Below are 23,289 nucleotides of genomic sequence, written 5' to 3' on the forward strand. Positions count from 1 at the left end.
TTTATTTGTGTAAAGATGAGGTTACATGTTGGGGTAGTTGGGCCCGCCTGCGCCTTCTGGTACAACCCAGTTAATATTTTGACTTGGATCTTTGATATCACAGGTTTTACAGTGAACACAGTTTTGAGCATTGATCTGAAACTTGGGGTTATTACCATCATCATCGGTAATGACTTCATATACCCCAGCAGGGCAATACCTTTGTGCTGGTTCGTCAAAATCTCTTAAGTTAACTTCGATAGGAATATTCTTATCTTTTAACTGAAGGTGAACCGGTTGATCTTCTTCATGGTTGGTATTTGATATAAATACCGAACTCAGTTTATCAAACGACAAAACGCCATCCGGCTTTGGATAATCAATTTTTGCACAGCTTGAAGCTTTTTTCATTTGAGCATGATCAGGTTTTGGATCCTTCAACGTCCAGGGGAGGGAGCCATTGAATAAGTTAATATCAACAAAGGCATAAGCGGAACCAAGAATGTTTCCCCATTTATGTTGAGCCGGCCCGAAGTTTCTTTGGATGTGTAGCTCTTTATGAGCCCATGAGTTTTTATAGGCTTCGCTATATTCATTGAGTTCGTCATTTGCTCGATTTTCAGCAAGAGCCATACTTACTGTTTCTGCGGCTAACATACCCGACTTCATTGCAGTATGTGAGCCCTTAATTTTGGCAAAATTAAGGGTGCCAGCATCATCACCAATCAAAAGACCTCCCGGGAAAGTCATTTTAGGTTGAGACTGCAAGCCTCCTTTAGTGATTGCTCTCGCACCATAAGCAATACGTTCGCCCCCTTTCAGGTATTGGCTAATCATCGGATGATGTTTGTAGCGCTGGAACTCGTCAAATGGACTGACATGTGGGTTAGAGTATGAAAGATCGGTAATTAACCCAACAACCACCTGGTTATCTTCAATATGATACAAAAAGCCGCCTCCAGCACTACCGCTTTCTTTTAGCGGCCAACCAGCGCTATGAACAACCTTTCCTTGTTGATGTTGTTCTGCAGGAACCTTCCACAATTCCTTGATTCCAATACCATAATGTTGTGGATCTTTACCTTCGTCAAGCTTATATCTTTCAATTAAGCGCTTGCCCAGATGGCCACGGCAACCTTCTGCAAATAAGGTATATTTGGCGTGAAGCTCCATACCAGGCATAAAGCCGTCTTTTTCGCTTCCATCTTCCGCAACGCCCATATCTCCGGTTAATATTCCTTTAACACTGCCATCTTCATTGTAAAGGATATCTGCTGCAGCAAATCCAGGGAAAATCTCTACCCCCAGGCTCTCCGCTTGTTCTGCTAGCCAACGACAAAGGTTGCCCAGACTGATGATGTAGTTACCTTCATTGTGCATAGTCTTGGGCGCAAAAAATCCCGGGATTTTTAAACCCTTGCGCTCATTGGGTAGCAGTAATATATCGTCGCCTGCAACTTCTGTATTGAGAGGTGCGCCTTTTTCTTTCCAGTCAGGGATCAATTCATTTAGTGCGGTCGGTTCGAAAACAGCCCCTGATAAGATATGAGCTCCTACTTCTGAACCTTTTTCGACGACACAGATCATTCTTTCTTCGCCTGATTCTTGCGCAATTTGCGCCATGCGTATAGCGGCAGATAATCCTGCTGGACCTGCGCCGACAATAACTACATCAAACTCCATAGACTCGCGTTCCATGGATACCCCCTTTGTTGTTTTACTTTCAGTTGCCTGTTGGATTGACTGCTTCAACGGTTTTGACCAAATAATAGTCAAAATAGCGCAATCAAATCTTGAATCATGTCATTTACAGCGCTTAGCCGTAGCGGAATGCTATCGGGCTTTGATTTAGCTGCTTTTCGGGCCGCATAGTATGCCATAGAAATGAAAATCTGTGACATAAGTCATTCCCATATCGGGTATAGCCGGAAAGTAGCGCATTATACCCGATTTTGGTTGACGTTAAACGCGTAAAGCGGCAAGATCCCGCTTTCTTTTTCAATAGTTTAAAAGCCTTGCTAGCATAAGAGAGAGCTTTTAGAGCCTATTGGCCGAAAGTGTCTAAACTAGTTAAAGCCCAACCAACCGCAACAGGTGTCTAGATGAAAATATTAGTTACCGTTAAGCGAGTTATCGATTACAACGTAAAAGTACGTGTTAAAGATGATAATTCTGGTGTCGAAACCGCTAACGTTAAAATGTCGATGAATCCTTTCTGTGAAATCGCTGTAGAAGAAGCTGTGCGCCTCAAAGAGAAAGGCGTTGCAACCGAAATCGTTGTCGCTTCTATTGGTCCAGCGCAAGCTCAAGAAACGCTTCGAACAGCTTTGGCGCTTGGCGCGGATCGCGCAATACTGGTTAAAACCGATGAAAATGTTGAGCCTCTTGGTGTAGCTAAGATTTTCAAAGAAATCGTTGCTAAAGAATCTCCCGAGATGGTCATCATGGGTAAACAGTCTATTGATGGAGATAACAATCAATCTGGACAAATGTTAGCGGCACTACTTGACTGGCCACAAGGAACTTTCGCATCTGAAGTCAATGTTGCTGATGGAAAGGTTGCAGTTACTCGAGAAATTGATGGTGGTCTGGAAACAGTCGGCCTAACACTTCCCGCTGTAGTAACTACCGATCTTAGACTAAATGAGCCTCGTTTTGCCAAGCTTCCGGATATCATGAAAGCCAAGCGCAAGCCATTTGAAGAAATCGCTCCCGCTGATTTGGGGGTAAATGTTGAAGCGCGTACTGAAACGCTTAAAGTTGAAGCTCCTGCACAAAGAACTGCCGGGATCAAAGTTGAAAGCGTTGAACAGCTTGTCGATAAACTGAAAAACGAAGCGAAGGTGATCTAATGGCTATTTTAGTAATTGCAGAACACAATAATCAGGATTTAGGTGCATCAACGCTTTCAACATTGGCGGCGGCTCAAAGATTAGGAAGTGAAGTTCACGTGCTCGTCGTTGGCAATGCTTCTCAGTCCGTTGCTGAATCAGCTGCTGCCTGCAATGGAGTGGTTAAAGTTCTTCATGCTGAAAATGAAGCCCTTGAACATGCGACTGCAGAAAGCATTGCCGATATCGTTGTCGCTAATGCCGAAGGTTACAGCCATATTCTGGCGCCTGCATCGACTTTCGGTAAAAACTTTATGCCGCGAATCGGTGCTAAATTAGACGTTCAGCCTATCTCTGATATCATCAGTGTGGAATCGGAAGATACTTTCAAGCGTCCGATTTATGCTGGTAATGCGATAGCGACAGTTAAATCTAGTGATAGCGTAAAAGTTATTACAGTTCGCGGTACTGCCTTTGACGCGGTTGATACAACTGGCGGTAGTGCTGAAATTTCAGCCATCGATGCTTCTGCTCAAATTTTTGCCAATTCGAAGTTTGAATCGCAAGAGCTGACCAAGTCAGAACGTCCCGAGTTGACTGCAGCTAAAGTGATTATTTCTGGTGGTCGTGGTATGGCAAGTGGTGACAACTTCCATATGTTGGAAGAAATTGCTGATAAATTAGGTGCGGCGGTTGGTGCTTCAAGAGCTGCTGTTGATGCTGGATTTGTTCCTAATGACTATCAGGTCGGTCAAACAGGTAAAATTGTAGCTCCCGAACTTTATATTGCTGTTGGTATTTCTGGCGCTATACAACATCTTGCAGGTATGAAGGACAGTAAAGTTATTGTAGCCATCAACAAAGATGAAGAAGCACCAATTTTCCAGGTAGCAGACTATGGTTTGGTTGCGGATTTATTTAAAGTGCTCCCTGAATTAAAAGAAGCTCTTTAATTAAACATGATCTATTTATAAAGGCTTCTTCGGAAGCCTTTTTTATTTCTTATGCCTTTCTTAGTATTGATTTTTAAAACAGTAAATCGTTAACGCGTTCATTAATTTTTTATAAGAAAAATCTTAAAAGTTTTTCAAAAATTGTGATTGTCCAGGTAACTTTTTTTATTAATTCATCTAATATAGTGTGGAGTGTTACAACTTTTATTCGTAGATGAATTCGGTATTAAGTTGTTTTTTTTCACTCGGAATCACAAATAACTATAAATCAAAGGATGGGATGATGAACATAATAAAACCTTTTAGTTTTCTCTTGCTTACACTTTTATCACTTTCTGCAAATGCAACATGTAACGTTTATACATTAAATGACGGAAATGGATGGGGTACTCTTCGCGCTTGCATTAATAACTCTCGTTCAGGAGAAACGATAGAGTTCAGAGTAACAGGGCGAATCAAACTGACTTTGGGCGAGTTAACTATTGCCGATAAAAATTTAACAATCAATGCTCAGTCTCCAGGCTCGATTATTATTGACGGTCAAAGTCAGTCTAGACTATTTAAAGTACAGCGAAGCCGAGTGACATTTAGAAACTTGCATTTTGTTAATGGAAAGACTGCTTCAACTGGTACCTATGATGACCGAAGAGGTGGAGCGATTCAAAATGATTATGCGCACCCGAATGATGCCAGAAAGGTTACTGTAATTAATGGTAAATTTGTCAATAACGTTGCAACAGATGAAGGTGGCGCTATTCATTCGATAGGCCCCCTTGAAATTGTTAATTCAAAATTTCAATTGAATAGAGCTGGAATTAACGGTGGCGCAATTGACGCTGGCACAGCATACAATCGACATAGTGTAATTATTCGAGATTCTTATTTTTCGCTTAATTCTGCTTCTCCGTCATCTATAGTGACTGATTCAACTGGAGCAGTTAGCGTCCACTGGTTTGATTTAAATATTTCGAACTCAACTTTTTATCGTAATTCTGGTGCCCATACTGGGGCTGTCGGTTTTTCCGGTGAAAGGGCGAACACACTAATCCTGAATAGCGTTCGATTTAGTAACAATGAGTCAACATACAATACTCGGGGATATGGAGGTGCGCTAAAAATCAGTCATGCAGGAACGGCATCTATCAGTAACTCTGAATTCGTTAACAATGATAGCTCAGGATTTGGGGGAGCTATATGGCTGCAAGATAATGTAAATGTTGGAATAGGCTCTTCGACTTTTGCTGACAATTACAGCAGAATTGATGGCGGAGCGATTCAGTTTGGACTTATTACTGACGAAAATACTGGCAATGTAACTATAACTAATTCGACATTTTCCAGAAACAAAGCTGAACGAAATGGTGGCGCAATTAGTAAACCTGCAAGGGGCGGAGTTAAACTAACTTTGCATCATGCGACCATTGCCGACAATGTTGCCCTCAATCAGGGAGGAGGAATACATTCTGATTACACTTCTTCGATAATGTTTCCGAATAAAGAAGTCATCGCATGGAACACTATTGTAGCTCAAAATAGCGCTTCGTCAGGGCTCGATTGCTTTGGAACCGTTCACTACCGGGGAGATAGTCTATTTGGCTCAGAGGATAACTGTGCATTAAAAGTCGGATATCGAGGAGCCAATAAAATTATCTCTGTTCCAGGTTTACGCCCGCTAGATTATTATAATGCGAGTACTCAAACTCATGCGTTGACCGCTGCGAGCCCTTCCCGAGATGCAGCGGTTACCGAATGTGTTCTGAAAATAGATCAAAGGGGAGAGCCTCGTCCTGATCGTAATCCGATTAATGGTGACCCCAGTCACTGTGATATTGGTTCACATGAAAATCAAACCGACTGGCAATAGTTAGGTACGTGCATCTAAAATGCCGGTGATGGTCACCGGCTTTTTTTTGCTGGGAACTCCTGCATGCTTGTTTAATTGCTATTACCCAGTTAGTAAATTCTTCTTTTTTACAATTTTCCAGGGATAAATTATCCGGTTTTATGGTCGAAAATAATACCCAGGAAAATACAGGAGAATTTGGTCGGATGCTGAAGTTAGAAAAGCTTGAATTTAAGAAAAACAGGCTGGCCGTCGGTTCTAGTGTGCCTGAAGAATCACGCAGAAGACTTCTGAAAGGTTTTTTTGCCGCGGGGGCTTTAGCAGGATTGGCGGGATACTTATACTGGCCTAATCGATGGCAATATATCGTTATACATCATTCGGCAGGTAACTACGGCAACATAGAGTTTTTGCAGAGGGTTCACAGGCAAAGACAGGCAGGAGATCCGATTGATGCAATTCCATACCATTTCATTATTGGAAATGGGAATGGAATGAGAATGGGAGAAGTGGCCAGCGATTGGCGTAAAGAACACAATTTATGGGGTGCTCATGTATCCTCAAGAAACTCATATCGCAACTTTTTGGGGCTTGGTATCTGTATGATAGGTAATTTCGAAAAATATGAAGTTCCCTCCGCACAATTTGAATCCCTGATCAATTTGTGCAGCAGATTAATGATTGATTACAACATACCGGTTGAAAATATAAATGGCCACGGACTGGTGAAAAATGAAATGACACTTTGTCCAGGAAAATATTTTTCTGTTACTAAATTGAGAGAAGAATTATCCAAACGGATTGATGGGCAAGTTTAAAAGAAATGTTATTCTATCTTGATTATCTACAACTCTGTCTTTTAACTCATCGATTGTTCTAGAAAGAACTTTTTTCTAATAGAGAACTGTGGAATTTATAGTGGTTTTTCCCCTTGCTTTTGGCAATATACATTGCTTTGTCAGCTAACCGGATAAGGCTTTCCAATTCTTTTCCATCATCTGGAAAAGTTGAAATACCAATACTTGCTCCTACTTGCTTAGTGCCAGAACCTAGTTCGAATGGTTCATTTATTACCTTAATTATTTTATTGGCTACTTTTTCAGAAAGTTCCCTATGAGCATCATTATTGAGTAATACGATAAACTCATCACCACCATATCGTGCAATGATGTCGGAATCTCGAATACAGTTTTTTAATCGATGACTAATTTGCTGAAGTAAAATATCTCCAGATTGGTGTCCCGATTCGTCATTTACTTTTTTAAAACCGTCAATATCAATGAATAGTATTGCGTGTTTTTCTGCGTCTCTTTGCGCTTTTGCTAGTGAGAAGTATGCCAGTTCTTTGAAAAGCCGTCGATTTGGTAGATCTGTTAAAGGGTCATGTTGTGCTTGTCTTTTCAGTTTTTTCTCAACGTGTTTGCGACGAATAATTTCGGCTTTAAGACCTTTGTTGAGTCGAAAGATAATAAAAACGATGATCGACAATAGCAAAAATGGCGGCGTGCCCCACAATACAATATTATTGAAGGATATTCCTTTTTCCACCTTCACCGAAAGCCAGGTATTGGTAATTGCTGTTCTTTCTCGATTTCCAATTGATTCAAATACTTTGTTTAAGATAGGAGCAAGTGGAGCAAGTTCATCTTTCACTGCCATCGAAACCTTTAAATCAAAAGGAGTAAATGCGGATATGATAAGCTGTTGAAAGTCTCCCCGAATAATATTGCTGTTAACTCCCGCAATCGCGCCGATATATGCATCTGCTTTCCCCTGGTCTACTAGCGACAATCCTTCTTCGATAGACTTTACCAGCTTAAGGTTGATATCAGGTTTATTATTTTGAATATATTCGACAATAGCAAATCCTTTTACCAAAGCAACAGTTCGTTCAGAAAGAGAGTCAATGCTGCTAGCGTAAAAGCCTTTTTTATTGCTGACAATGACTGTAGGTGTTGTAAAATAGGAGGTAGTGAATAAAAACTCTTTTCTTCTGCTTTCTGTTGCGATTATTCCCGGCAACAAATCGATTTCATTTTGTTTAAAAAGATCAAAAGCTTCAAGCCAGGATTGGGTCTGTCGTATTCGAAATTTAATCCCCAGCTTTTGCTCCGCAACGCTCAAATAATCGGCCGAGATTCCTGAATAGGCTCCTTCATTGTCGACAAATTCATAAGGATACCAGTGTTGATCTATCCCGATTATTATTTCCGAGTGTAAATCAAGCCATCTTTTTTCTTCATCAGAAAGAGATATTTTACTAGGAGCAGAAATAGCGGTCGTTTCATTAGCCAACAGGTTTTTTGCGTAAACGCAAAATAGAAAAATTATTAAGTACCTATAGGTCGACGACATCGATAAATAGCAATAAAAACAAAACCGGTATCCGATAATTTTAGCATATGGCATAAATAGTGAATGAAAAATAAAATGCGGGCCTGAAGGGCCCGCGAAAAATCGATATGATTTTTAGTTATTGACTACGAGAGTTGATTCTCTAAAACACAACACTAACTTCAGAGGAGCAGTCACTGGTTCCACTTTCACAGACTTTATAAGTGTAGGTTGCACCACCTCGATTATTTGTTGCATCGGTATAGGCTCCATTGTTAGAGGTCGTTGTTAAAATTGAACCATTACGATAAATATCAACGTCTGAACCGTTGGCGCCATCCCATGACAGGTCGACATGATGACGACCGCGGATTTTATAGCCATTTGCTGAAAGGTTGATACTGCCTGCTCCTCCGTCATTCACTGAAACTGTCTGGCTTGAGCTATCGTTAGCACCATCATTATCAGTTACGGTAAGTGTTACAACGTAATCCCCTGTTGCAGCAAAAGTATGATTTACCGACTGGCCATTGGCCGAGTTGCCATCGCCAAAATCCCAGGTATAGGAAACGATACTTCCATCACTGTCACTGCTCAGGCTTCCGTCAAAACTGCACACAAGATTGCTACAGTTAAAAGTAAAGCTGCTGGTTGGAGGATTATTGGAAGTTGAACCTCCTTCGTAGCTTCCTAACAATGAGACTCCTGAGAAACTGGAGTAACCGCGAACCATGACATAATAGGTTCCAGTCTGTGGAGTGGCAAAGCTACAGTTTTCGTTATTCCCGGAAGAGTAGGGACGACAATCATAATCGCTACCAGTTGGTTTTGAACCGAATTTGACATAGAGATCTGCATCTCCGCTTCCGCCAGACATTTCAAAAACCAGATTAGATGCTCCGGATGGAACATCCATTTTGTACTCTAGTTCATCACCACTGCCGCCTGAGAGGTTATCGACGGGAACACCATTGACCAGATCGGTAGGTTCTGGCGGTGGAGGTAGTTCTCCAACATCACATCCGTTCGCTGCAAAAAGATCGTACATTGCTTTGGCTTTTACTATTCCCCAGCCATAGCTGTTATCTCGGCCAGCACTACCTCTATCTTCTGCTGATTTTGACATTGCAATCCTTACCTGTTCAGCGGTACAACTTGAGAAATGACTCCAGACCAAGGCTGCAACACCTGATACATGCGGTGTTGCCATGGAGGTTCCTGACCAGGCCGCGTAGGAGTTATTCGGTAAGGTCGACATTACGCTTACTCCTGGTGCTGCGATTTCAACCTGGCTGTTATATTGTGAAAAGCTCGCTTTATTTCCACTAGAGTCAACTGCTGCTACAGACATGACTGAGTCGTAAGATGCAGGGTAAGAGAGACTACTGTTTCCATCATTACCCGCGGCGGCAATTGACAGAACACCGCTGGCGTAAGCATTGTCAAACGCAGCTTGTTCAGCGCTACTTGATGCGCCTCCACCCAGACTCATGCTAATAACTTTTGCGCCCGCCGCGGTACACTGATCTACTGCAGCAACCAAATCTGAACCATAAGCCCAGCTACCACTGTTATTGAAAACCTTTACCATGTGAATTTTGAGGTTGTTGTTCGGATTTACTCCGATAACACCTACACCGTTGTTGCCCAGCGCTGCGATGGTACCTGATACATGAGTTCCGTGGCCATGGCCGTCTTCGTACCAGTTGCCGGTGTCATAGCTACCGTAACCGTCATCACCGGTAACTCCGGTGCTAGGAAGATCTTCATGCCCTAATGAATAGCCGGTGTCCATGATACAGACGGTCATATTTCCGGTAAGCGAATCGCTTACTTGTGGTGCTTCAACCATCGTAATGCCGTAAGGAGTTTCTTCTGCCATCAGATAGCGTTTGGGGTCGATTTCAAAGATATCGATATCGCTTCTGTTCTTTAGTTGTTGCGCAGCTTTTGAGGGCAAAGAGATTGACATCATTTGATGCTTGTCCAGCTCTCGTTTGATTTGGCCGCGATTGGCCTTAACTGCATTTATTATCGAAGATTTAGCGCCTTGCTTGAATTTTACGATATAGCGCTGAGATTCATCCTCTGCCTGGACTGAATTAGTTAAAGCTAAAGCAGACAATATGGCAGAAGCAATCAAAGGATTGTTTTTACGAATCATAGAGTGGTCCTTTTGTGACTTAGTTATAGTTTATTTTTCCATGTAGGGTAAGAACCATCAGGTACGGCTTAAATCCTTTCTTACCGAATATAAGTATTGGACAATATTTAAAAGGGTGTTATGTAAATTCCGACAGAAATTAGTACAAATACGCCAACTTGAAAAAATCTATTCTTTATTAGAGATATTTAAGGCTTTATTTCCAGGCTCAAACTTCAAATTCAAAGACAGGTAGTTGTGAATTATTCGACACAATCCCTTGATAAAGGTTACTGCAGTGCAATATTATTAATTGCGAATAGAGATGTTGATTTGCCGGTATTAATCCTAGCGCAGCGCTTTCACAAAGTCTTACTTAATGTCAATGTTAGCGTCTCGTCGGTGCATTATAATAAATCTTCAATAAACCATGCTGAGAAAGCATGTTTTCCGTTTACGCCAGCTTTTCGGTAAATATTGGTCGACTGATTTCTTACTGTTTTCTCTGTAACATTTCTGAAATAGGCGATTTCCTTATGGGAAAACCCTTTGAGAATCAATATACCAATTTCCTGCTCTGTATCGGTAAGACGCCAATTGTTAAACTGTTCTTTGATCGCTTCTGAAAGCGCCTTTCTGGCACTTGCGAGTGCATCGGATACCTTTTGATTAGCCTGACAAGTTTCTTTTAACTCGATTTTCAGTTTTTTGATTTGCTCACTATAGACTATTTGTTTTTTGATTAAGAACAGAATCAAAAGAGTAGCTAAAGTGGCGATAACCAACTCTTGTATTAAATGAAAAACTTTGGCGCCATGTCCCAGATCGACAATGATATCGCCGACGCTGGCTACTACTATAGCTGACAAGAAGAGAATGAGAAATAGACTTTGTTTGTCAAACTTCATTGGGTTTTTCGTCTCACTGTAAATAGGATTCATTCTAGCCTGGTAGATACAGCCAATACTTCGGGACATATGTCCAATTGGTTTTCACAAGCAATTTATTCCTTTACTTTCAAAGCATTAAGTTCTTAGGACATATATCATATTTAAATTATCGGTTATCACAGATAAGTTTAATAATAGAGCAAGCGGCGGAGTTAATACAATGAATCGAATCTACGTCTGGGACAGGTTTGTCCGCATATTTCACTGGTCGTTGTTAGCAGCATTTATTCTTTGCTACATCACAGAAGGAGAGTATCAGGTTCACTTCTATTCAGGATATCTGATAACAGCATTAATCTTATCACGGGCTATTTGGGGGCTAGTCGGTACAAAGTACGCCAGGTTCTCTGATTTTGTCTATGCGCCGAGATTGGCCTTGGCCTATTTGCAAAACTTATTTCATTCAGATGAAAGCGAAAAGAAGCTTAGTAAAAGGTTAAGGCAAAGTAAGCATTATTTGGGACATAATCCAGCAGGAGGGCTAATGGTTATTGCGCTGATGATAAGCATATTATTGACCTGTGTATCAGGTATGGCTGTTTATGGCTCTCAAGGCTATGGGCCTTTTGCAGATGCATTTGAAACACCTGCAAGGACTTCAACGAGTATGGATAAAAACAAGGCTTTTCTGAAAACGGATAAGAAAGATGAATTGGATATAAAAGATGAAATGGAAGAATTACATATGGAAAAGGAGACTGTAGAGAGCAATAAGAATAAAGAGAGTAAAGAGAGTAAAGAGAGGGAGGAGTTTCTGGAAGAAATTCATGAATTCTTTGTTAATTTAACTTTGCTATTGGTTTTTGTACATATTTTCGGTGTCGCTCTTTCTTCCTTTAAACAAAATGAAAACCTGGTCCAATCGATGATTACAGGATACAAAAATAACACTAAAGAATGATTCTAAGTTATTGATATTTTTGAGTAGATAAGGCTCGTTTGATACCTATTCTTACGTATATTTCGCAAAATTATTACAAATACCAATGTTTTTTGTAATTTGTTCAATTTTTTACAAAATCTTTCAGCTTTTACTATATTAGTTATTAGAACGCTTAATTAGGGTACCTACTAGGAGGTATGCTGCTTGCTCGATCAGAAAAATCTCCGCGAATTTTCACCGACGAGCGAATCAAAGCAAGGACATCTAATTGAAAGATTCAAGATTATCTGTAGTAGTCATTGACGACGATAGTGTATCGCTGGAAGTAGCCTGTTCAATTCTGGACAACAGTGGATTCAACTGTTTGCCATTTAATTGTGCTGAGACTTTTCTCTCTCGTGACAGTGAAGACAAACCTGACTTGATGCTCATCGATATTTATATGCCAGGACTCGATGGTATTTCTCTTTGTCGAAAAATTAGAGAAGATGATTCCTGGAATGATGTGCCTGTTTTAATCATGACTTCGTCGGATAATGATGTAGGAAACGCATTTGAAAGTGGCGCTAACGACTATATTGAAAAACCCTTTGATCCTTCCAAGCATATTCCGCGAGTAGAATTTCATATTGCCGCGGCTCGAAACTCCAAAGCATTGTTAATGGCGAATGAAAAACTTAGTGAGTGGTCTAAGACTCTGGAATTTAAAGTAGAGCAACGAACCAAGGAAATTGCACTTAAAAATGCCCAGTTGAGAGATGAAATCAATGAGCGACGATTCCTCGAGGACCGGCTCCGATACATAGCAACGCATGACTTTTTAACTCGTGTTTTTAACCGTTCAAAGCTGGAGCAACATCTTGATGAAATTATTTTGTCGAACGACAAAAATGCTGAATTAACAACTTTTCTTTTTTACATGGATCTGGATCAGTTCAAAATAATTAACGAACATTTTGGTCACTTTGCTGGCGATGAATTGTTGCGACAAATTTCAGAGCAACTCCTTGGGTTTGCTCAGCCAGAAAGTCTGGTAGCAAGGGTCGGAGGGGATGAATTTGCGATTGTTTTTAATGCAGAAAGCAAAGACAAGGCCTATAAGAAAGTTTTGAGGCTTGCTGACCAGATTAACAACTATGAATTTAAGTGGCAGGACCAATCCTTTTATTTTTCGGCTTCAGGAGCAATGCTTTGCTTTACAGATAAATGGCTTTCTTCAGGACATATGCTGTCAATGGCCGATACAATGATCTTTGATATCAAGTTGAAGGGTGGAAATTTAATTGAAGTATATGACTCGTTAGAGGGAACCAGTGATGAGAAGAGACTGGAACTAAGCTGGATCCCCCAAATAAACAAAGCTGTCAAAGACAATGATTTTCAACTTCACTTTCAGGAAATAGTTCCATCGAATTTAACCGGTAAAAAGAAAGCTGAGATTCTGTTGAGAATGAAAGCTTCTGCGGGAAGTGAAAAAGTATTACCTAGTTACTTTATTGGTGTTGCCGAGAAATTTCATTTAATAAAAAAAATAGATTCCTGGGTTGTAGAGGAAACGTGCAAATATTTAGCAAACCACGAATGTCAGTTTGAGAAACTATGTGTAAATTTGTCGGGAGAGAGTGTTTCCAACCGCAAGTTTCTTAAGGATTTGATAGCGCGGATGAAAAACTATGGGCTGGATGGAAGTCAATTATGTTTTGAGGTTACAGAGACATCGGCACTCCACGATTTATCTTCTACGAGAAATTTTATCGACTATTTGAAAACTAATACACAATGCAAAATTGCTCTGGATGATTTTGGTACCGGACAAGCGTCCTACGCCTACTTGAAGTCAGTACCATTCGATATTCTTAAAATCGATGGTGTTTTTGTCAAAGAAATCACTAAGCAAAGTGTTGATAAAAAGATGGTTGCTTCATTGATTGATATTGCTCATGAGCTAAATATGAGTGTCGTCGCTGAATGTGTCGAAACCAAAGAGTTGAGAGATATGCTAATCTCTATGGAAGCAGATTGGCTACAGGGATTTTATTTACACAAGCCTGAGCCTTTGTCTTTGCTTATGGAAACGGTCGAGCAATAATTTTCTATATGTGGATATCAGCGGTTTTGTGTGAAATATCTAAATGTGTAATCGCAGTATCAAATTAAGGACATATAGTTCTTTCAGAAACGGATGCCTGAATCATATTAAAAGGGCTATAGCTATCAGCATCGGCAAATCGAAATAGAGAAACATTGTTGGGTAAAACTACCACTATATTACCGCCAAATCCGCTCATATAAGGTAGTTGCAAATTGCAGCCGTTATTGTCGCTATAAGGGGAAGTCCAAAAGGAATAAAGGTAGCGCGATTCACCATACTCATTGTCTTCCCACCAACTGTGTAGTCCGATATTACTGGTTTGAAAAAGAGACTCTAGCAGTTTGCCTTGATGAAGTATTTGCTCTCCATTATGACTTCCGTTGTTTTGCAATAACATTGTGAGCTTAGCCAGATCATCAATATTGGGATAAAGCCCATGAAAGAGTTCAGGTAATCCTGGTTGTTCAGAGGGTTCGTCTGTAGCCAATATAGGAACATGCTGTATTCCTAAAGGAGTAAAAACTTCATCTCTCATCATCTGCCAGATATTGAATTCAGCTCCTTCGATTGACTGGTAATAGGCGTTCATTGCAGCAGCAAGTACAATTGTCATGGCTGAGTTATATCGAAAGACTTCTCCGGGACCCCAGGAATAATTGCGGTAACTAAAGGATATTTCAAGCTTCTCTGCCAGTGAGGGTTTAACTAGCCAGGATTCCATTTTTGCAGTATTTTCGTCAGCAAATATATCTCCGGAGTTGAGTGAGTCTCCATTATCGCCCACTCCCACCGCCATGTTCAGAACATCTCCGAAGGTGACACTGTCCCAGCCAGAGTGGGGAGCTGTGACATTCAGATAATCAATGACTTTTAATTGGTAAACCTGTTCTCCATATTTTTGTGCGAGGCGCATCATTGTTAATGAAGCACCGAGCGATTTTGTGACTGAGTAGGCCCCATTTCTCATCCAGCGACAAAAAGGATAGTTTCCGTAACGTGTATAGCAGGGCTGCGCATAAACTTCGCCATCGATGATAATTCCTGTTGCAGAAATGCTGGACTGGGGGAGGTTGCTATTAAACTGTGAGGTTTTAATTGTTTGACTTAAATTTGTAAGAGTACTCCACGGGTGGATAGTTACTGTATTTGATTCTTCCTGCTTGAAGGCTTCGATTATTTGAGACTCGTTGCTAAAAGTCTTTGGCTGGTAACTTGCATCCAGATGCGCATAGATGTCATTTCTAAACCAGGAAGTGGTTTCCTGAGTAAACTGAACTCTTAAATGGCTCATTTGCGAGTCATTATAAATAAAGCTGGCAACGCCGTTATGTACCTGGTTTCTTCTCGCACTGATAAAAGATATTGGAAAGCTTGCTCGAGACCACCCGTCATCGCTATCTTCTGACCAGACAAGGCCCGGATCGAGAATCACTCCCCAGAAACTGTTGTCGTCTGCTTTCAGTTGACGATCTCGATGGAGTGGGATGAGTTTCCCGCTATCACTAATAAACTCCAGGCTGATATCTGGAAAGTTTTTAAAACTTTCATCTCCGCCTATATAGTACTCGGAAAAGTTACCCAGCAGTCGCCGAGAGTTAATTTGAATACGGCCTGAAAATTTGTGTAGTTCAGCAGAGGTATTTCCAATGGGTAAAAAGTAGCTATTGTGAATAGGAGATGAGTGCGGATAATCTGGTTCATTTAAATGGGCTGCGGTTAACCAGTCTCTTTTATTTGTCGGGGCGGAGAGCGCTGATGATGATGTTGGCGGTGCATTTTCTAAGTCATCGGAATCACTATTTGAAGAACCACACGCGATAATGGTTGCGATAATAAGTGCCGTAAGTCCTGATGTTATTATTGTTCGCATATTACTGACGAGTAGTTTGTTTTTTGTTCAATCGAGTCTATCGCATAACAGGTATTATTAGAAGGCAAGTTGCAAATATTCAATACTTTTTCCTTGCCAGATGTTTAACCCTGATTGTCTGGATGTTCGTTTATCTATTGAAACATTGTATTTAATCAGGAAAAGCATATGGAGCATAACTCAAAAGTCAACGGTTTTTCACTTTTGGAAATTCTAATTGCAATGGCGATAATGACCATCATTGGTGGCATTATGGTAGGACAATATTGGAATTCAATTGGTACGGCAAACTTTCAAAAGTTAAAAGGCGATCTATCTGTACTTGAGTCGGCACTTATACAATATCACGCTGATAATTTCATGTTTCCTACAACTGAACAGGGATTACAAGCACTAGTAAGCAGGCCTGATATTCATCCACATCCCAGGCATTATCCTACGATGGGCTACCTGCCTAAGCTGGGGCTTGATCCCTGGGGAAATCCATATCAATATAATTTTCCGGGCGAGTTTGCCCACTATGATATTTATTCCTTAGGGCGCGATGGGGAGCCTGGTGGTGAAGGGGAAGACGCTGACATTGGAAACTGGAATATTGATGAGGCGATTAGAAATTTAAAAAATAGTCAGTGAAAAAAGATAAAAAAGGATCGCATTTGCAAAGCAGATAATGCAAATAGGAGAATGGAAAATTGGTTGACGGTTACTAGCTTAAAGTGAAACCTGATTTCTACCGCCGTCTTTTGCTCGATACAACGCTGAATCTGCCCTGGAAATAAGCGATTCCTGGCTTTCTTCGTCTCTCCATTGAGCAACACCAAAGCTTGCGGATATATTTTTAAGAGGCCGTATCTGGGCATTAACTAAAGCTAGCCTGAGCTTTTCCGCGACTAGTTCGGCATTATCCAAACTGGTTGAAGGACAAATAATCAGGAACTCTTCACCTCCCCAGCGACCAAGAAAATCATTGGTGCGTAGATTGGATTTTATTAACTGAGCGATTGTTTTCAGGACATTGTCACCAACCGTATGGCCATGTTCATCGTTAATTTTTTTAAAATAGTCAATATCCAGCATAATGATAGAAAGTGGGGAGTGATAGCGTTTACAGGTTTCAATTTCCTGTATGAAAACCTGATCCATTTTTACCCGATTGAAAACTTTTGTCAGAGGATCCGTAATGGATAGCTGTTCAAGTTTGATCTGGGATTCTCTCAATTTTGCGTTCAGCATTTTCAAGTAGCGATTCCACCAGATGAGAGTGCTGACGATAAGTATGATAGCAAAGGTGATTATCCAGTACTTCTGGTAATCGATATCAGGATCATAACTGACAACTGCTCCCTCACTCATAAACTCTTCAATTTGTCTGGGATCGGTAGCGATTAGAGATTTTTCCAAAATATCGTGCAATAGCTGATTTTTTTTCTGGGTCGCCAGTGAAGCAATATCGTCATAAACCGGCGGGAGTACTCCGACTACTTTTAACTCTCTGGTCTGTTCATTGTTAAACAGGTTCGCTGCGGAGTATAGAGATACGATTGTGCCGTAGGCTTTGTCTTGAAGTATGTAGTCCAGTTCTTCTTGTACAGTATCAACATAAACGAACTGCACATTTGGGTGGTTATTTCTAATCTGGGTAACCGCATAGTTACTTTTTAACATAGCGAATACTTTATCAGAAACTTCATACAGATCTCTGAAATAGGGTTCTTCTTTACGGCTGATAACAACGCGTTTAATTCGAACATATGGGCGAGTGAAGTTCATTGTTTTACTTCTCTCTTCCGTTTTGGTGGCCCACGGCAAAATATCGCATTTTCCCTGCTGCAATGCCGCCAAAGAGTCTGCCCAGGACATCAATGGAGTCGCTACGAATTTCAGACCACTTTTATTCGCGATGAGGCGAACAATCCCAATACTTGCATTGTTGTTGGCCTGTTGTATGACATTGCATACTTTAAAAATCTTTCCACTGTCAATGAGTGCTTTTTCTGCAGGAGTAAAAATTCCTGTGGAAGAAAGCGATGGACTAGAAGAGGAGAGGGCTCTTTCCTGAAAAAATGCCTTGCACGGTGTAGTGAATGCTATTAAATAAAATAATAATATGATCAATCTAACGAACTTTGACATATAGCTGGTAGTACCTGGTTTATTATTTACTTGTTTCCAGTCAGTGCTTGACGCATTTTATACGCTTCCCTCGTTGTGAAAACGATTTGCAATAAGATGACTTGCATTGAAATCATACTTGTTTAAGTTTAGCCTAAATTACTAATATCTGGATTATTTTAGATAGATAATAAGGCCGTAATCTTGTTGAATTTACCCTTTTATGTGATTAGTTCTGCTGGAGGGATTGCTTATTCATTTATTGTGGCAGATTGAGTGGGTGAAACAGATCCTTCTATATCAGTTACAAGGACCTGCCACACTTACTCGCTGTTTAGCGATTTCTGAGTTTTGCTATAAGAATGGATACACCTTGATTTCCAATAATTAGCAACAAGCCAATGACGACTTCGGCAATCGTTGCGTAAAAGGAGGCTTGATCAACAGGTTGCATAGGGGTGCTGCCAAACTCGTTGGTAAGCTCCAGCTTTAACGAGAAGTAAAAAATTATATCCGAAAGGCTGAAAGCTATAATATAGACGCCAATCGCTGATATCAAAGCAGAGTTCAGGCTATTGAAATATTCTGGCGTTTGTTCACTTTGAGCAGAGTCAGGAACAATGCTTCTAATCAGTTTATTAGGAAAAAACCAGAAGAGTACGGCGAAAATCAGAGTTACAAGGTTGGGAACGAAGACCGTAAAGACTAAGAAACTTGTAGTCGCGTATTCACTGTTTAAAGCGACGGAATTGAAAAACTGTTGAGGAAAATTTTCGAGTATTCGGATTAGCAAAAATATGGCTGCGATTCTTATTGTTGTTACCAGTATATTTCTATGCGTCATTGCTATTTTCCCGGTTCATTAAAAGTGTATTGGCGCTTAATGTGATTCCTGTCTCGTCTCTTTCCAGGACTTTTCTTTCAAGTCTTTTTTTTAACTTGGCGCTTGTTTGAAATATAGAGCTTAATACCGAGGACCGACAATATCGTAAGTAGAATTAACCCCAATATTCCAATGACTTGATTTAATCCGTCCCACGGTGTCCATTGTAGATAATGAACTTTATAAAGAATGCCGATAATTTCTCTGTCCTTTCCTTTCTGGGTGAAGCTTAAAGTATTCCAGTCTAGTGCAACTTCTATATCATTGCTCGTATAAGCTTTAGTTCCTTCTACTCTCGCAATAGAACCATACCTTTCCAAATTGTGCGAAGTGATATCTTCAAACAATGACTTTAATTCGGACTCACCTGGTATTGGCGCTAATTCAAGCGTATCGGGATCCAGATGAAGTGTTTTTCCATAAGACTTAACCAGAAGGTGACTACCTAGAATCGATTTTAATAATCGAACCTCGGTCCAGCCGGAATTTTTTGGAAGTGTGACAGTCTCTTCAATTGGGTAGGTTTTAAGATTGAGTCTTTCATAAGCACCTTTGTAACCGGGCTTAATGAAGAATACCACGCCGGTCGCGGCCCAGCAAAGCATGGGGATAAGCATTGCTAAACCAATATAACGGTGAAGTTTTTGACTTTTCATTATCGCTGTTGTTCCCACTCCTCGAGATTAAGGGCGAGGATTATATCCCTTTGCTTGTCCTTACCTAAAGTAAAAATATGTTCACCAATTTCAGTAAAGCCTGTCTTTTTATAAAATGTGATCGCTCGAAAGTTATTCTCCCATACTCCTAACCACGCAGTTTGAACATTATTTTCCTTCATTTTGGAAAGACACTGAAACATAAGCTTCTGAGCCAGTCCTTTGCCATGATAATGTTTTTCTATATATATTCTTTTTATTTCTGCGGGATGTTCGAGCTCCATATTTGAAGGAATACTATCCCATTTGATTTGCGTATAGGCGACTAGTTTTTTATTTTCTTCGATTTGCTCATTCTCCGCTACAAAGGTGTAATACCCTGAATTTGCGAGTTCCGAAGACTGGATGGCTTCACTATAGTTATTAGCACAATAATCATCCATATCATCAATTGTGTTTTCATGAGAGAAGGTTTCTCGAAATGTTTTTTCAGCTAGTTTGGATAGCGTAGCTGAGTCAGATGAAATGGCTGGCCTGATTTTTATCATTTAAACTCTAGAATATTCTAAATTGATTTAATAAAAAAGCCCGGTATGAGCGTACCGGGCTGTCATGGTGGATTTAAGTTTTCAGTTGCCTGAAAAGATAGTGTTTATTTTATTATTGCTCCCCTGAAACTTTTTGTTGGCCACTTAAAGGCAACCAACTCAAATTTCTTACCACTTAATTTTTATTATCCGCACTTAGAGTCGCCACAGCTCAAACAGGTCATACAACCATCCATCAATACTGCTGCCTTGGTCATACACTTGCTACACATTTGGGCTCCTTCCGGGTAGTCGCCACCGTTATACTCGGCTTTGCCACCAGTTTGCAGTGCTTCATACTCCTTACGTTTAGCATCGACAAGTGCTTGCTGGTGCTGATCAAGTTCTGGATCTTTTAGCAAGCCGATCATTTTCAGGTGTGATTCAATTGCATCACCGATCTCAGCAACTAGTGAAGGCATGAATTTACCACCTGGTTTGAAATAGCCACCTTTAGGGTCGAATACCGCTTTAAGCTCTTCGGCCAGAAAAGTACAGTCGCCACCTTTGCGGAATACTGCCGAAATAACTCGCGTCAAAGCAACAACCCACTGGAAGTGATCCATGTTTTTCGAGTTAATAAAAATTTCGAACGGACGGCGTAGTTCGTGTTCGGTACCTGGATTTAGAACAATGTCATTGATCGTCATGTAAAGCGCATGGTCTGACAAAGGTGTTTTTACCTTGTAAGTCGAACCCAAAAGCATTTCAGGGCGCTTGACGCTCTCATGCATGTGAACGATTTCAGCCGATGGCTTTTTCTCTTCGAGTTTTTTGTCTTCAGCTGTTTTGACTTTGTAGCCAACGATAGATTGATTAATAATTTTTGGCATGGTCTTTTCCGTAATCTATATCTATTTGATCCAATATCTATTTGATCCAATATCGTCTGTTGATCAATGGGAAGTTTAGAACTTCCCGTAGTAACCTTCTTTTAACGCATCGAACAAGTTCGCAGCGGTGTGAATCTCACCGTCATACTCAACTTCTTCATTTCCTTTAAGCTCAACCTGAGTACCATCTTCCAAAGTGAACTGATAAGTGGTGTTTTCCAAGTCTTGCTCTTTAACCAGAACGCCCTGGAATACTTCAGGATTAAAACGGAAAGTAGTACAACCTTTAAGGCCTTCTTTATAAGCGTAAAGATAGATATCTTTAAACTCATCGTAAGGGAATTCAGTCGGAACATTCGCCGTTTTTGATATGGACGAGTCGATCCACTTTTGCGCTGCGGCCTGAATATCAACATGTTGTGTCGGAGTAATGTTATCCGAAGTAATAAAGTAATCCGGAAGTTTCTCCTCTGCATTGTCTGAGTAAGGCATCGCTTTAGGATTAACTAATGCACGGTAAGCCAGTAACTCGTAAGAGAATACATCAACTTTCTCTTTGGATTTTTTGCCTTCACGAATTACATTACGAGAGTAATGGTGTGCAAAGCTCGGCTCAATTCCATTACTGGCATTATTGGCCAACGAGAGTGAAATCGTTCCTGTTGGAGCAATGGAGGAATGGTGAGTAAAACGCGCACCGATTTCTGCTAGCTCTTTTACTAGCTCAGGCTCAACTTCAGCAATATTTTGCATATAGCGACTATATCTGGCATGAAGGACCTTACCTTTAACTTTGTCACCAACTTTAAATCCGTCTTTTTTCATCTCTGGACGTTTGTAAAGCATAGCTCCGGTTACTTCAAACTCTTTTTCCATTATTGGTGCCGGACCTTTTTCTTTAGCCAGCTCTAAACCTGCTCGCCAGCCTTCAACTGCAAGCTCTCGAGTAACCTGGTCGGTAAAGTCTATGGACTCTGCAGAACCATACTTTTTACGTAACATGGTTAAGGTTGAGCCTAACCCAAGATAGCCCATGCCGTGACGACGTTTGTTATGAATGGCATCTCTTTGACCGATTAATGGAAGACCATTGATTTCCACCACATTGTCCAGCATACGAGTGAAAATATTGACTACCTTGCGGAATTTTTTCCAGTCAAACTCTGCTTTTTCAGTAAATGGGTTCTTAACAAAACGAGTCAGGTTGATTGAACCTAACAGGCAAGATCCATAAGCAGGAAGAGGTTGCTCACCACAAGGATTAGTTGCTCTAATATTTTCACAGAACCAGTTATTGTTTTTGTCGTTAACCTGATCAATTAAAATAAAACCAGGCTCAGCAAAGTCATAAGTAGAAGACATGATCAAATTCCACAGGTTCTTTGCTTTAATAGTTTTGTGAATCTTACAGGCTACCAAACCATGTTCATTGGTGATGTAGTCTTCAGTTGTCGGCCACTCGCGCCAAACGATCTTACTGCTGTCAGCAATATCGATATTGTCCAGTTCAATTTCCTTCTGTGAAACAGGGAAGATTAAATTCCAGTCAGCATCATTGATTACAGCCTGCATAAATTCGTCTGTGATTAACAAAGATAAGTTGAATTGACGAAGGCGTCCATCTTCTCTTTTGGCTTTGATAAATTCCATAACATCCGGGTGGCTAACGTCAAAAGTTGCCATCTGTGCACCACGACGACCGCCAGCGGAAGATACGGTAAAACACATCTTGTCGTAAATATCCATGAAAGACAAAGGACCAGAAGTGTAGGCACCGGCGCCAGACACATAGGCGTCTTTTGGTCGTAAAGTTGAGAACTCATAGCCAATACCACAGCCTGCTTTTAAAGTTAGGCCTGCTTCATGAACTTTACTCAGAATGTCGTCCATTGAGTCTAATATGGTTCCTGAAACGGTACAGTTGATTGTAGAAGTGGCTGGTTTGTGTGCCAGGGCACCAGCGTTTGACATAATTCGACCTGCTGGAATAGCACCATGGCGAAGCGCCCAAACAAAGTCTTTATAGACGGTTTCTTTCTTATCTTTATTTTCAACATCGGCCAGCGCACGAGCAACTCGCTCATACGTGTCATCAATAGTTTTATCGACAGGTTGGCCTTCTTTTGTTTTTAGTTGGTATTTAGTTTGCCAGATGTCGACGGAAGTATCTTGAAAGTCTATTTGAAAATTTTCGGTGGTTTGAGCTTTTTTCAAAGAAGCGGTCATGGAGTCCCTCAATCCTTCGTTATTATTTGGTTGCTGCTTAAATAAAACGTTATTCAACTCGATTGTTGTTCATCAAATCTCCGTTTGGGAGTCGATGAATGTGAATAACTTCTG

General features: G+C 40.6%; 19 protein-coding genes. 7 read left to right on the forward strand and 12 right to left on the reverse strand.

Features of this window, described 5'->3' with window-relative positions; genetic code table 11:
- Positions 1-21: 21 nt before the first annotated feature.
- Positions 22-1,677 (reverse strand): electron transfer flavoprotein-ubiquinone oxidoreductase, encoded by a 1,656-nt coding sequence (locus IYN84_RS03675; protein WP_196137806.1) that lies wholly within the window; start codon positions 1,675-1,677, stop codon positions 22-24.
- Positions 1,678-1,751: 74 nt separating this feature from the next.
- A complete protein-coding gene (locus IYN84_RS21410) occupies positions 1,752-1,880 on the reverse strand; it encodes a hypothetical protein (RefSeq protein ID WP_256435517.1) in 129 nt (42 codons plus the stop codon).
- Between the two features lie 201 nt (positions 1,881-2,081).
- Here IYN84_RS21410 and IYN84_RS03680 point away from each other — a divergent pair, with 201 nt between their 5' ends.
- From IYN84_RS03680 to IYN84_RS03695, 4 genes are all read left to right on the forward strand, one after another.
- Entirely contained in the window at positions 2,082-2,831 is a 750-nt protein-coding gene (locus IYN84_RS03680) for an electron transfer flavoprotein subunit beta/FixA family protein (RefSeq protein ID WP_196137807.1), read from the forward strand.
- Positions 2,831-3,763 carry an electron transfer flavoprotein subunit alpha/FixB family protein gene (locus IYN84_RS03685; protein ID WP_196137808.1) on the forward strand — a complete coding sequence of 311 codons (933 nt, stop codon included), beginning with the start codon at positions 2,831-2,833 and terminating at the stop codon, positions 3,761-3,763. The genes IYN84_RS03680 and IYN84_RS03685 overlap by 1 nt, the downstream gene beginning before the upstream one ends.
- A 283-nt stretch (positions 3,764-4,046) precedes the next feature.
- Positions 4,047-5,627, forward strand: coding sequence for a choice-of-anchor Q domain-containing protein (locus tag IYN84_RS03690; protein WP_196137809.1), 1,581 nt, complete (start codon positions 4,047-4,049; stop codon positions 5,625-5,627).
- Positions 5,628-5,812: 185 nt separating this feature from the next.
- Positions 5,813-6,424: a peptidoglycan recognition family protein gene (locus IYN84_RS03695; protein ID WP_210330285.1), complete on the forward strand. Its 612-nt coding sequence runs from the start codon at positions 5,813-5,815 to the stop codon at positions 6,422-6,424.
- Positions 6,425-6,482: 58 nt separating this feature from the next.
- Here the strand turns inward: IYN84_RS03695 and IYN84_RS03700 are convergent, their stop codons facing one another.
- From IYN84_RS03700 to IYN84_RS03710, 3 genes are all read right to left on the reverse strand, one after another.
- Positions 6,483-7,901 carry a diguanylate cyclase domain-containing protein gene (locus IYN84_RS03700; protein WP_196137811.1) on the reverse strand — a complete coding sequence of 473 codons (1,419 nt, stop codon included), beginning with the start codon at positions 7,899-7,901 and terminating at the stop codon, positions 6,483-6,485.
- Positions 7,902-8,103: 202 nt separating this feature from the next.
- Complete coding sequence (locus IYN84_RS21535) at positions 8,104-10,104, reverse strand: S8 family serine peptidase (RefSeq protein WP_196137812.1); 2,001 nt, start codon at positions 10,102-10,104, stop codon at positions 8,104-8,106.
- A gap of 386 nt (positions 10,105-10,490) precedes the next feature.
- Positions 10,491-10,991: a LuxR C-terminal-related transcriptional regulator gene (locus IYN84_RS03710; protein ID WP_196137813.1), complete on the reverse strand. Its 501-nt coding sequence runs from the start codon at positions 10,989-10,991 to the stop codon at positions 10,491-10,493.
- Between the two features lie 202 nt (positions 10,992-11,193).
- Here IYN84_RS03710 and IYN84_RS03715 point away from each other — a divergent pair, with 202 nt between their 5' ends.
- Positions 11,194-11,934: a cytochrome b/b6 domain-containing protein gene (locus IYN84_RS03715; RefSeq protein ID WP_196137814.1), complete on the forward strand. Its 741-nt coding sequence runs from the start codon at positions 11,194-11,196 to the stop codon at positions 11,932-11,934.
- 250 nt (positions 11,935-12,184) lie between these two features.
- A complete protein-coding gene (locus tag IYN84_RS03720; RefSeq protein WP_196137815.1) occupies positions 12,185-14,005 on the forward strand; it encodes an EAL domain-containing protein in 1,821 nt (606 codons plus the stop codon).
- 64 nt (positions 14,006-14,069) lie between these two features.
- On the opposite strand, the gene IYN84_RS03725 is transcribed toward IYN84_RS03720, so the two are convergent.
- Positions 14,070-15,878 carry a serine hydrolase domain-containing protein gene (locus IYN84_RS03725; RefSeq protein WP_196137816.1) on the reverse strand — a complete coding sequence of 603 codons (1,809 nt, stop codon included), beginning with the start codon at positions 15,876-15,878 and terminating at the stop codon, positions 14,070-14,072.
- A gap of 168 nt (positions 15,879-16,046) precedes the next feature.
- On the opposite strand from IYN84_RS03725, the gene gspG reads away from it, so the two are divergent.
- Positions 16,047-16,511, forward strand: a complete 465-nt coding sequence (gene gspG / locus IYN84_RS03730; protein WP_196137817.1) for a type II secretion system major pseudopilin GspG — start codon at positions 16,047-16,049, stop codon at positions 16,509-16,511.
- 78 nt (positions 16,512-16,589) lie between these two features.
- Here gspG and IYN84_RS03735 read toward each other — a convergent pair whose 3' ends face one another.
- The 6 genes from IYN84_RS03735 to IYN84_RS03760 all read right to left on the reverse strand — a co-directional run bounded on the left by IYN84_RS03735 (position 16,590) and on the right by IYN84_RS03760 (position 23,175).
- On the reverse strand, positions 16,590-18,011 hold the full coding sequence (locus tag IYN84_RS03735; RefSeq protein WP_196137818.1) for a GGDEF domain-containing protein: 1,422 nt from the start codon (positions 18,009-18,011) through the stop codon (positions 16,590-16,592).
- A gap of 313 nt (positions 18,012-18,324) precedes the next feature.
- Positions 18,325-18,834, reverse strand: coding sequence for a hypothetical protein (locus tag IYN84_RS03740; protein WP_196137819.1), 510 nt, complete (start codon positions 18,832-18,834; stop codon positions 18,325-18,327).
- Positions 18,835-18,911: 77 nt separating this feature from the next.
- On the reverse strand, positions 18,912-19,529 hold the full coding sequence (locus IYN84_RS03745) for a PepSY domain-containing protein (RefSeq protein ID WP_196137820.1): 618 nt from the start codon (positions 19,527-19,529) through the stop codon (positions 18,912-18,914).
- Complete coding sequence (locus IYN84_RS03750) at positions 19,529-20,077, reverse strand: GNAT family N-acetyltransferase (RefSeq protein WP_196137821.1); 549 nt, start codon at positions 20,075-20,077, stop codon at positions 19,529-19,531. The genes IYN84_RS03745 and IYN84_RS03750 overlap by 1 nt, the downstream gene beginning before the upstream one ends.
- Before the next feature lie 185 nt (positions 20,078-20,262).
- Positions 20,263-20,949: an NrdJb gene (locus IYN84_RS03755; protein WP_196137822.1), complete on the reverse strand. Its 687-nt coding sequence runs from the start codon at positions 20,947-20,949 to the stop codon at positions 20,263-20,265.
- 75 nt (positions 20,950-21,024) lie between these two features.
- Positions 21,025-23,175: an adenosylcobalamin-dependent ribonucleoside-diphosphate reductase gene (locus tag IYN84_RS03760; protein WP_196137823.1), complete on the reverse strand. Its 2,151-nt coding sequence runs from the start codon at positions 23,173-23,175 to the stop codon at positions 21,025-21,027.
- Positions 23,176-23,289: the final 114 nt, after the last annotated feature.

It is taken from the genome of Aliikangiella sp. G2MR2-5 (assembly GCF_015687155.1).
GTDB lineage: Bacteria > Pseudomonadota > Gammaproteobacteria > Enterobacterales > Kangiellaceae > Aliikangiella.

Bases quoted from the DNA above. Each gene is read 5' to 3' on its own strand.
- IYN84_RS03710 (WP_196137813.1), bottom strand. From the start codon at position 10,991: ATGAAGTTTGACAAACAAAGTCTATTTCTCATTCTCTTCTTGTCAGCT.
- IYN84_RS03715 (WP_196137814.1), top strand. From the start codon at position 11,194: ATGAATCGAATCTACGTCTGGGACAGGTTTGTCCGCATATTTCACTGG.
- IYN84_RS03680 (WP_196137807.1), top strand. From the start codon at position 2,082: ATGAAAATATTAGTTACCGTTAAGCGAGTTATCGATTACAACGTAAAA.
- IYN84_RS03690 (WP_196137809.1), top strand. From the start codon at position 4,047: ATGAACATAATAAAACCTTTTAGTTTTCTCTTGCTTACACTTTTATCA.
- IYN84_RS03745 (WP_196137820.1), bottom strand. From the start codon at position 19,529: ATGAAAAGTCAAAAACTTCACCGTTATATTGGTTTAGCAATGCTTATC.
- gspG (WP_196137817.1), top strand. From the start codon at position 16,047: ATGGAGCATAACTCAAAAGTCAACGGTTTTTCACTTTTGGAAATTCTA.
- IYN84_RS03695 (WP_210330285.1), top strand. From the start codon at position 5,813: ATGCTGAAGTTAGAAAAGCTTGAATTTAAGAAAAACAGGCTGGCCGTC.
- IYN84_RS03740 (WP_196137819.1), bottom strand. From the start codon at position 18,834: ATGACGCATAGAAATATACTGGTAACAACAATAAGAATCGCAGCCATA.
- IYN84_RS03750 (WP_196137821.1), bottom strand. From the start codon at position 20,077: ATGATAAAAATCAGGCCAGCCATTTCATCTGACTCAGCTACGCTATCC.
- IYN84_RS21410 (WP_256435517.1), bottom strand. From the start codon at position 1,880: ATGTCACAGATTTTCATTTCTATGGCATACTATGCGGCCCGAAAAGCA.
- IYN84_RS03725 (WP_196137816.1), bottom strand. From the start codon at position 15,878: ATGCGAACAATAATAACATCAGGACTTACGGCACTTATTATCGCAACC.
- IYN84_RS03735 (WP_196137818.1), bottom strand. From the start codon at position 18,011: ATGTCAAAGTTCGTTAGATTGATCATATTATTATTTTATTTAATAGCA.
- IYN84_RS21535 (WP_196137812.1), bottom strand. From the start codon at position 10,104: ATGATTCGTAAAAACAATCCTTTGATTGCTTCTGCCATATTGTCTGCT.
- IYN84_RS03685 (WP_196137808.1), top strand. From the start codon at position 2,831: ATGGCTATTTTAGTAATTGCAGAACACAATAATCAGGATTTAGGTGCA.
- IYN84_RS03675 (WP_196137806.1), bottom strand. From the start codon at position 1,677: ATGGAACGCGAGTCTATGGAGTTTGATGTAGTTATTGTCGGCGCAGGT.
- IYN84_RS03755 (WP_196137822.1), bottom strand. From the start codon at position 20,949: ATGCCAAAAATTATTAATCAATCTATCGTTGGCTACAAAGTCAAAACA.
- IYN84_RS03760 (WP_196137823.1), bottom strand. From the start codon at position 23,175: ATGACCGCTTCTTTGAAAAAAGCTCAAACCACCGAAAATTTTCAAATA.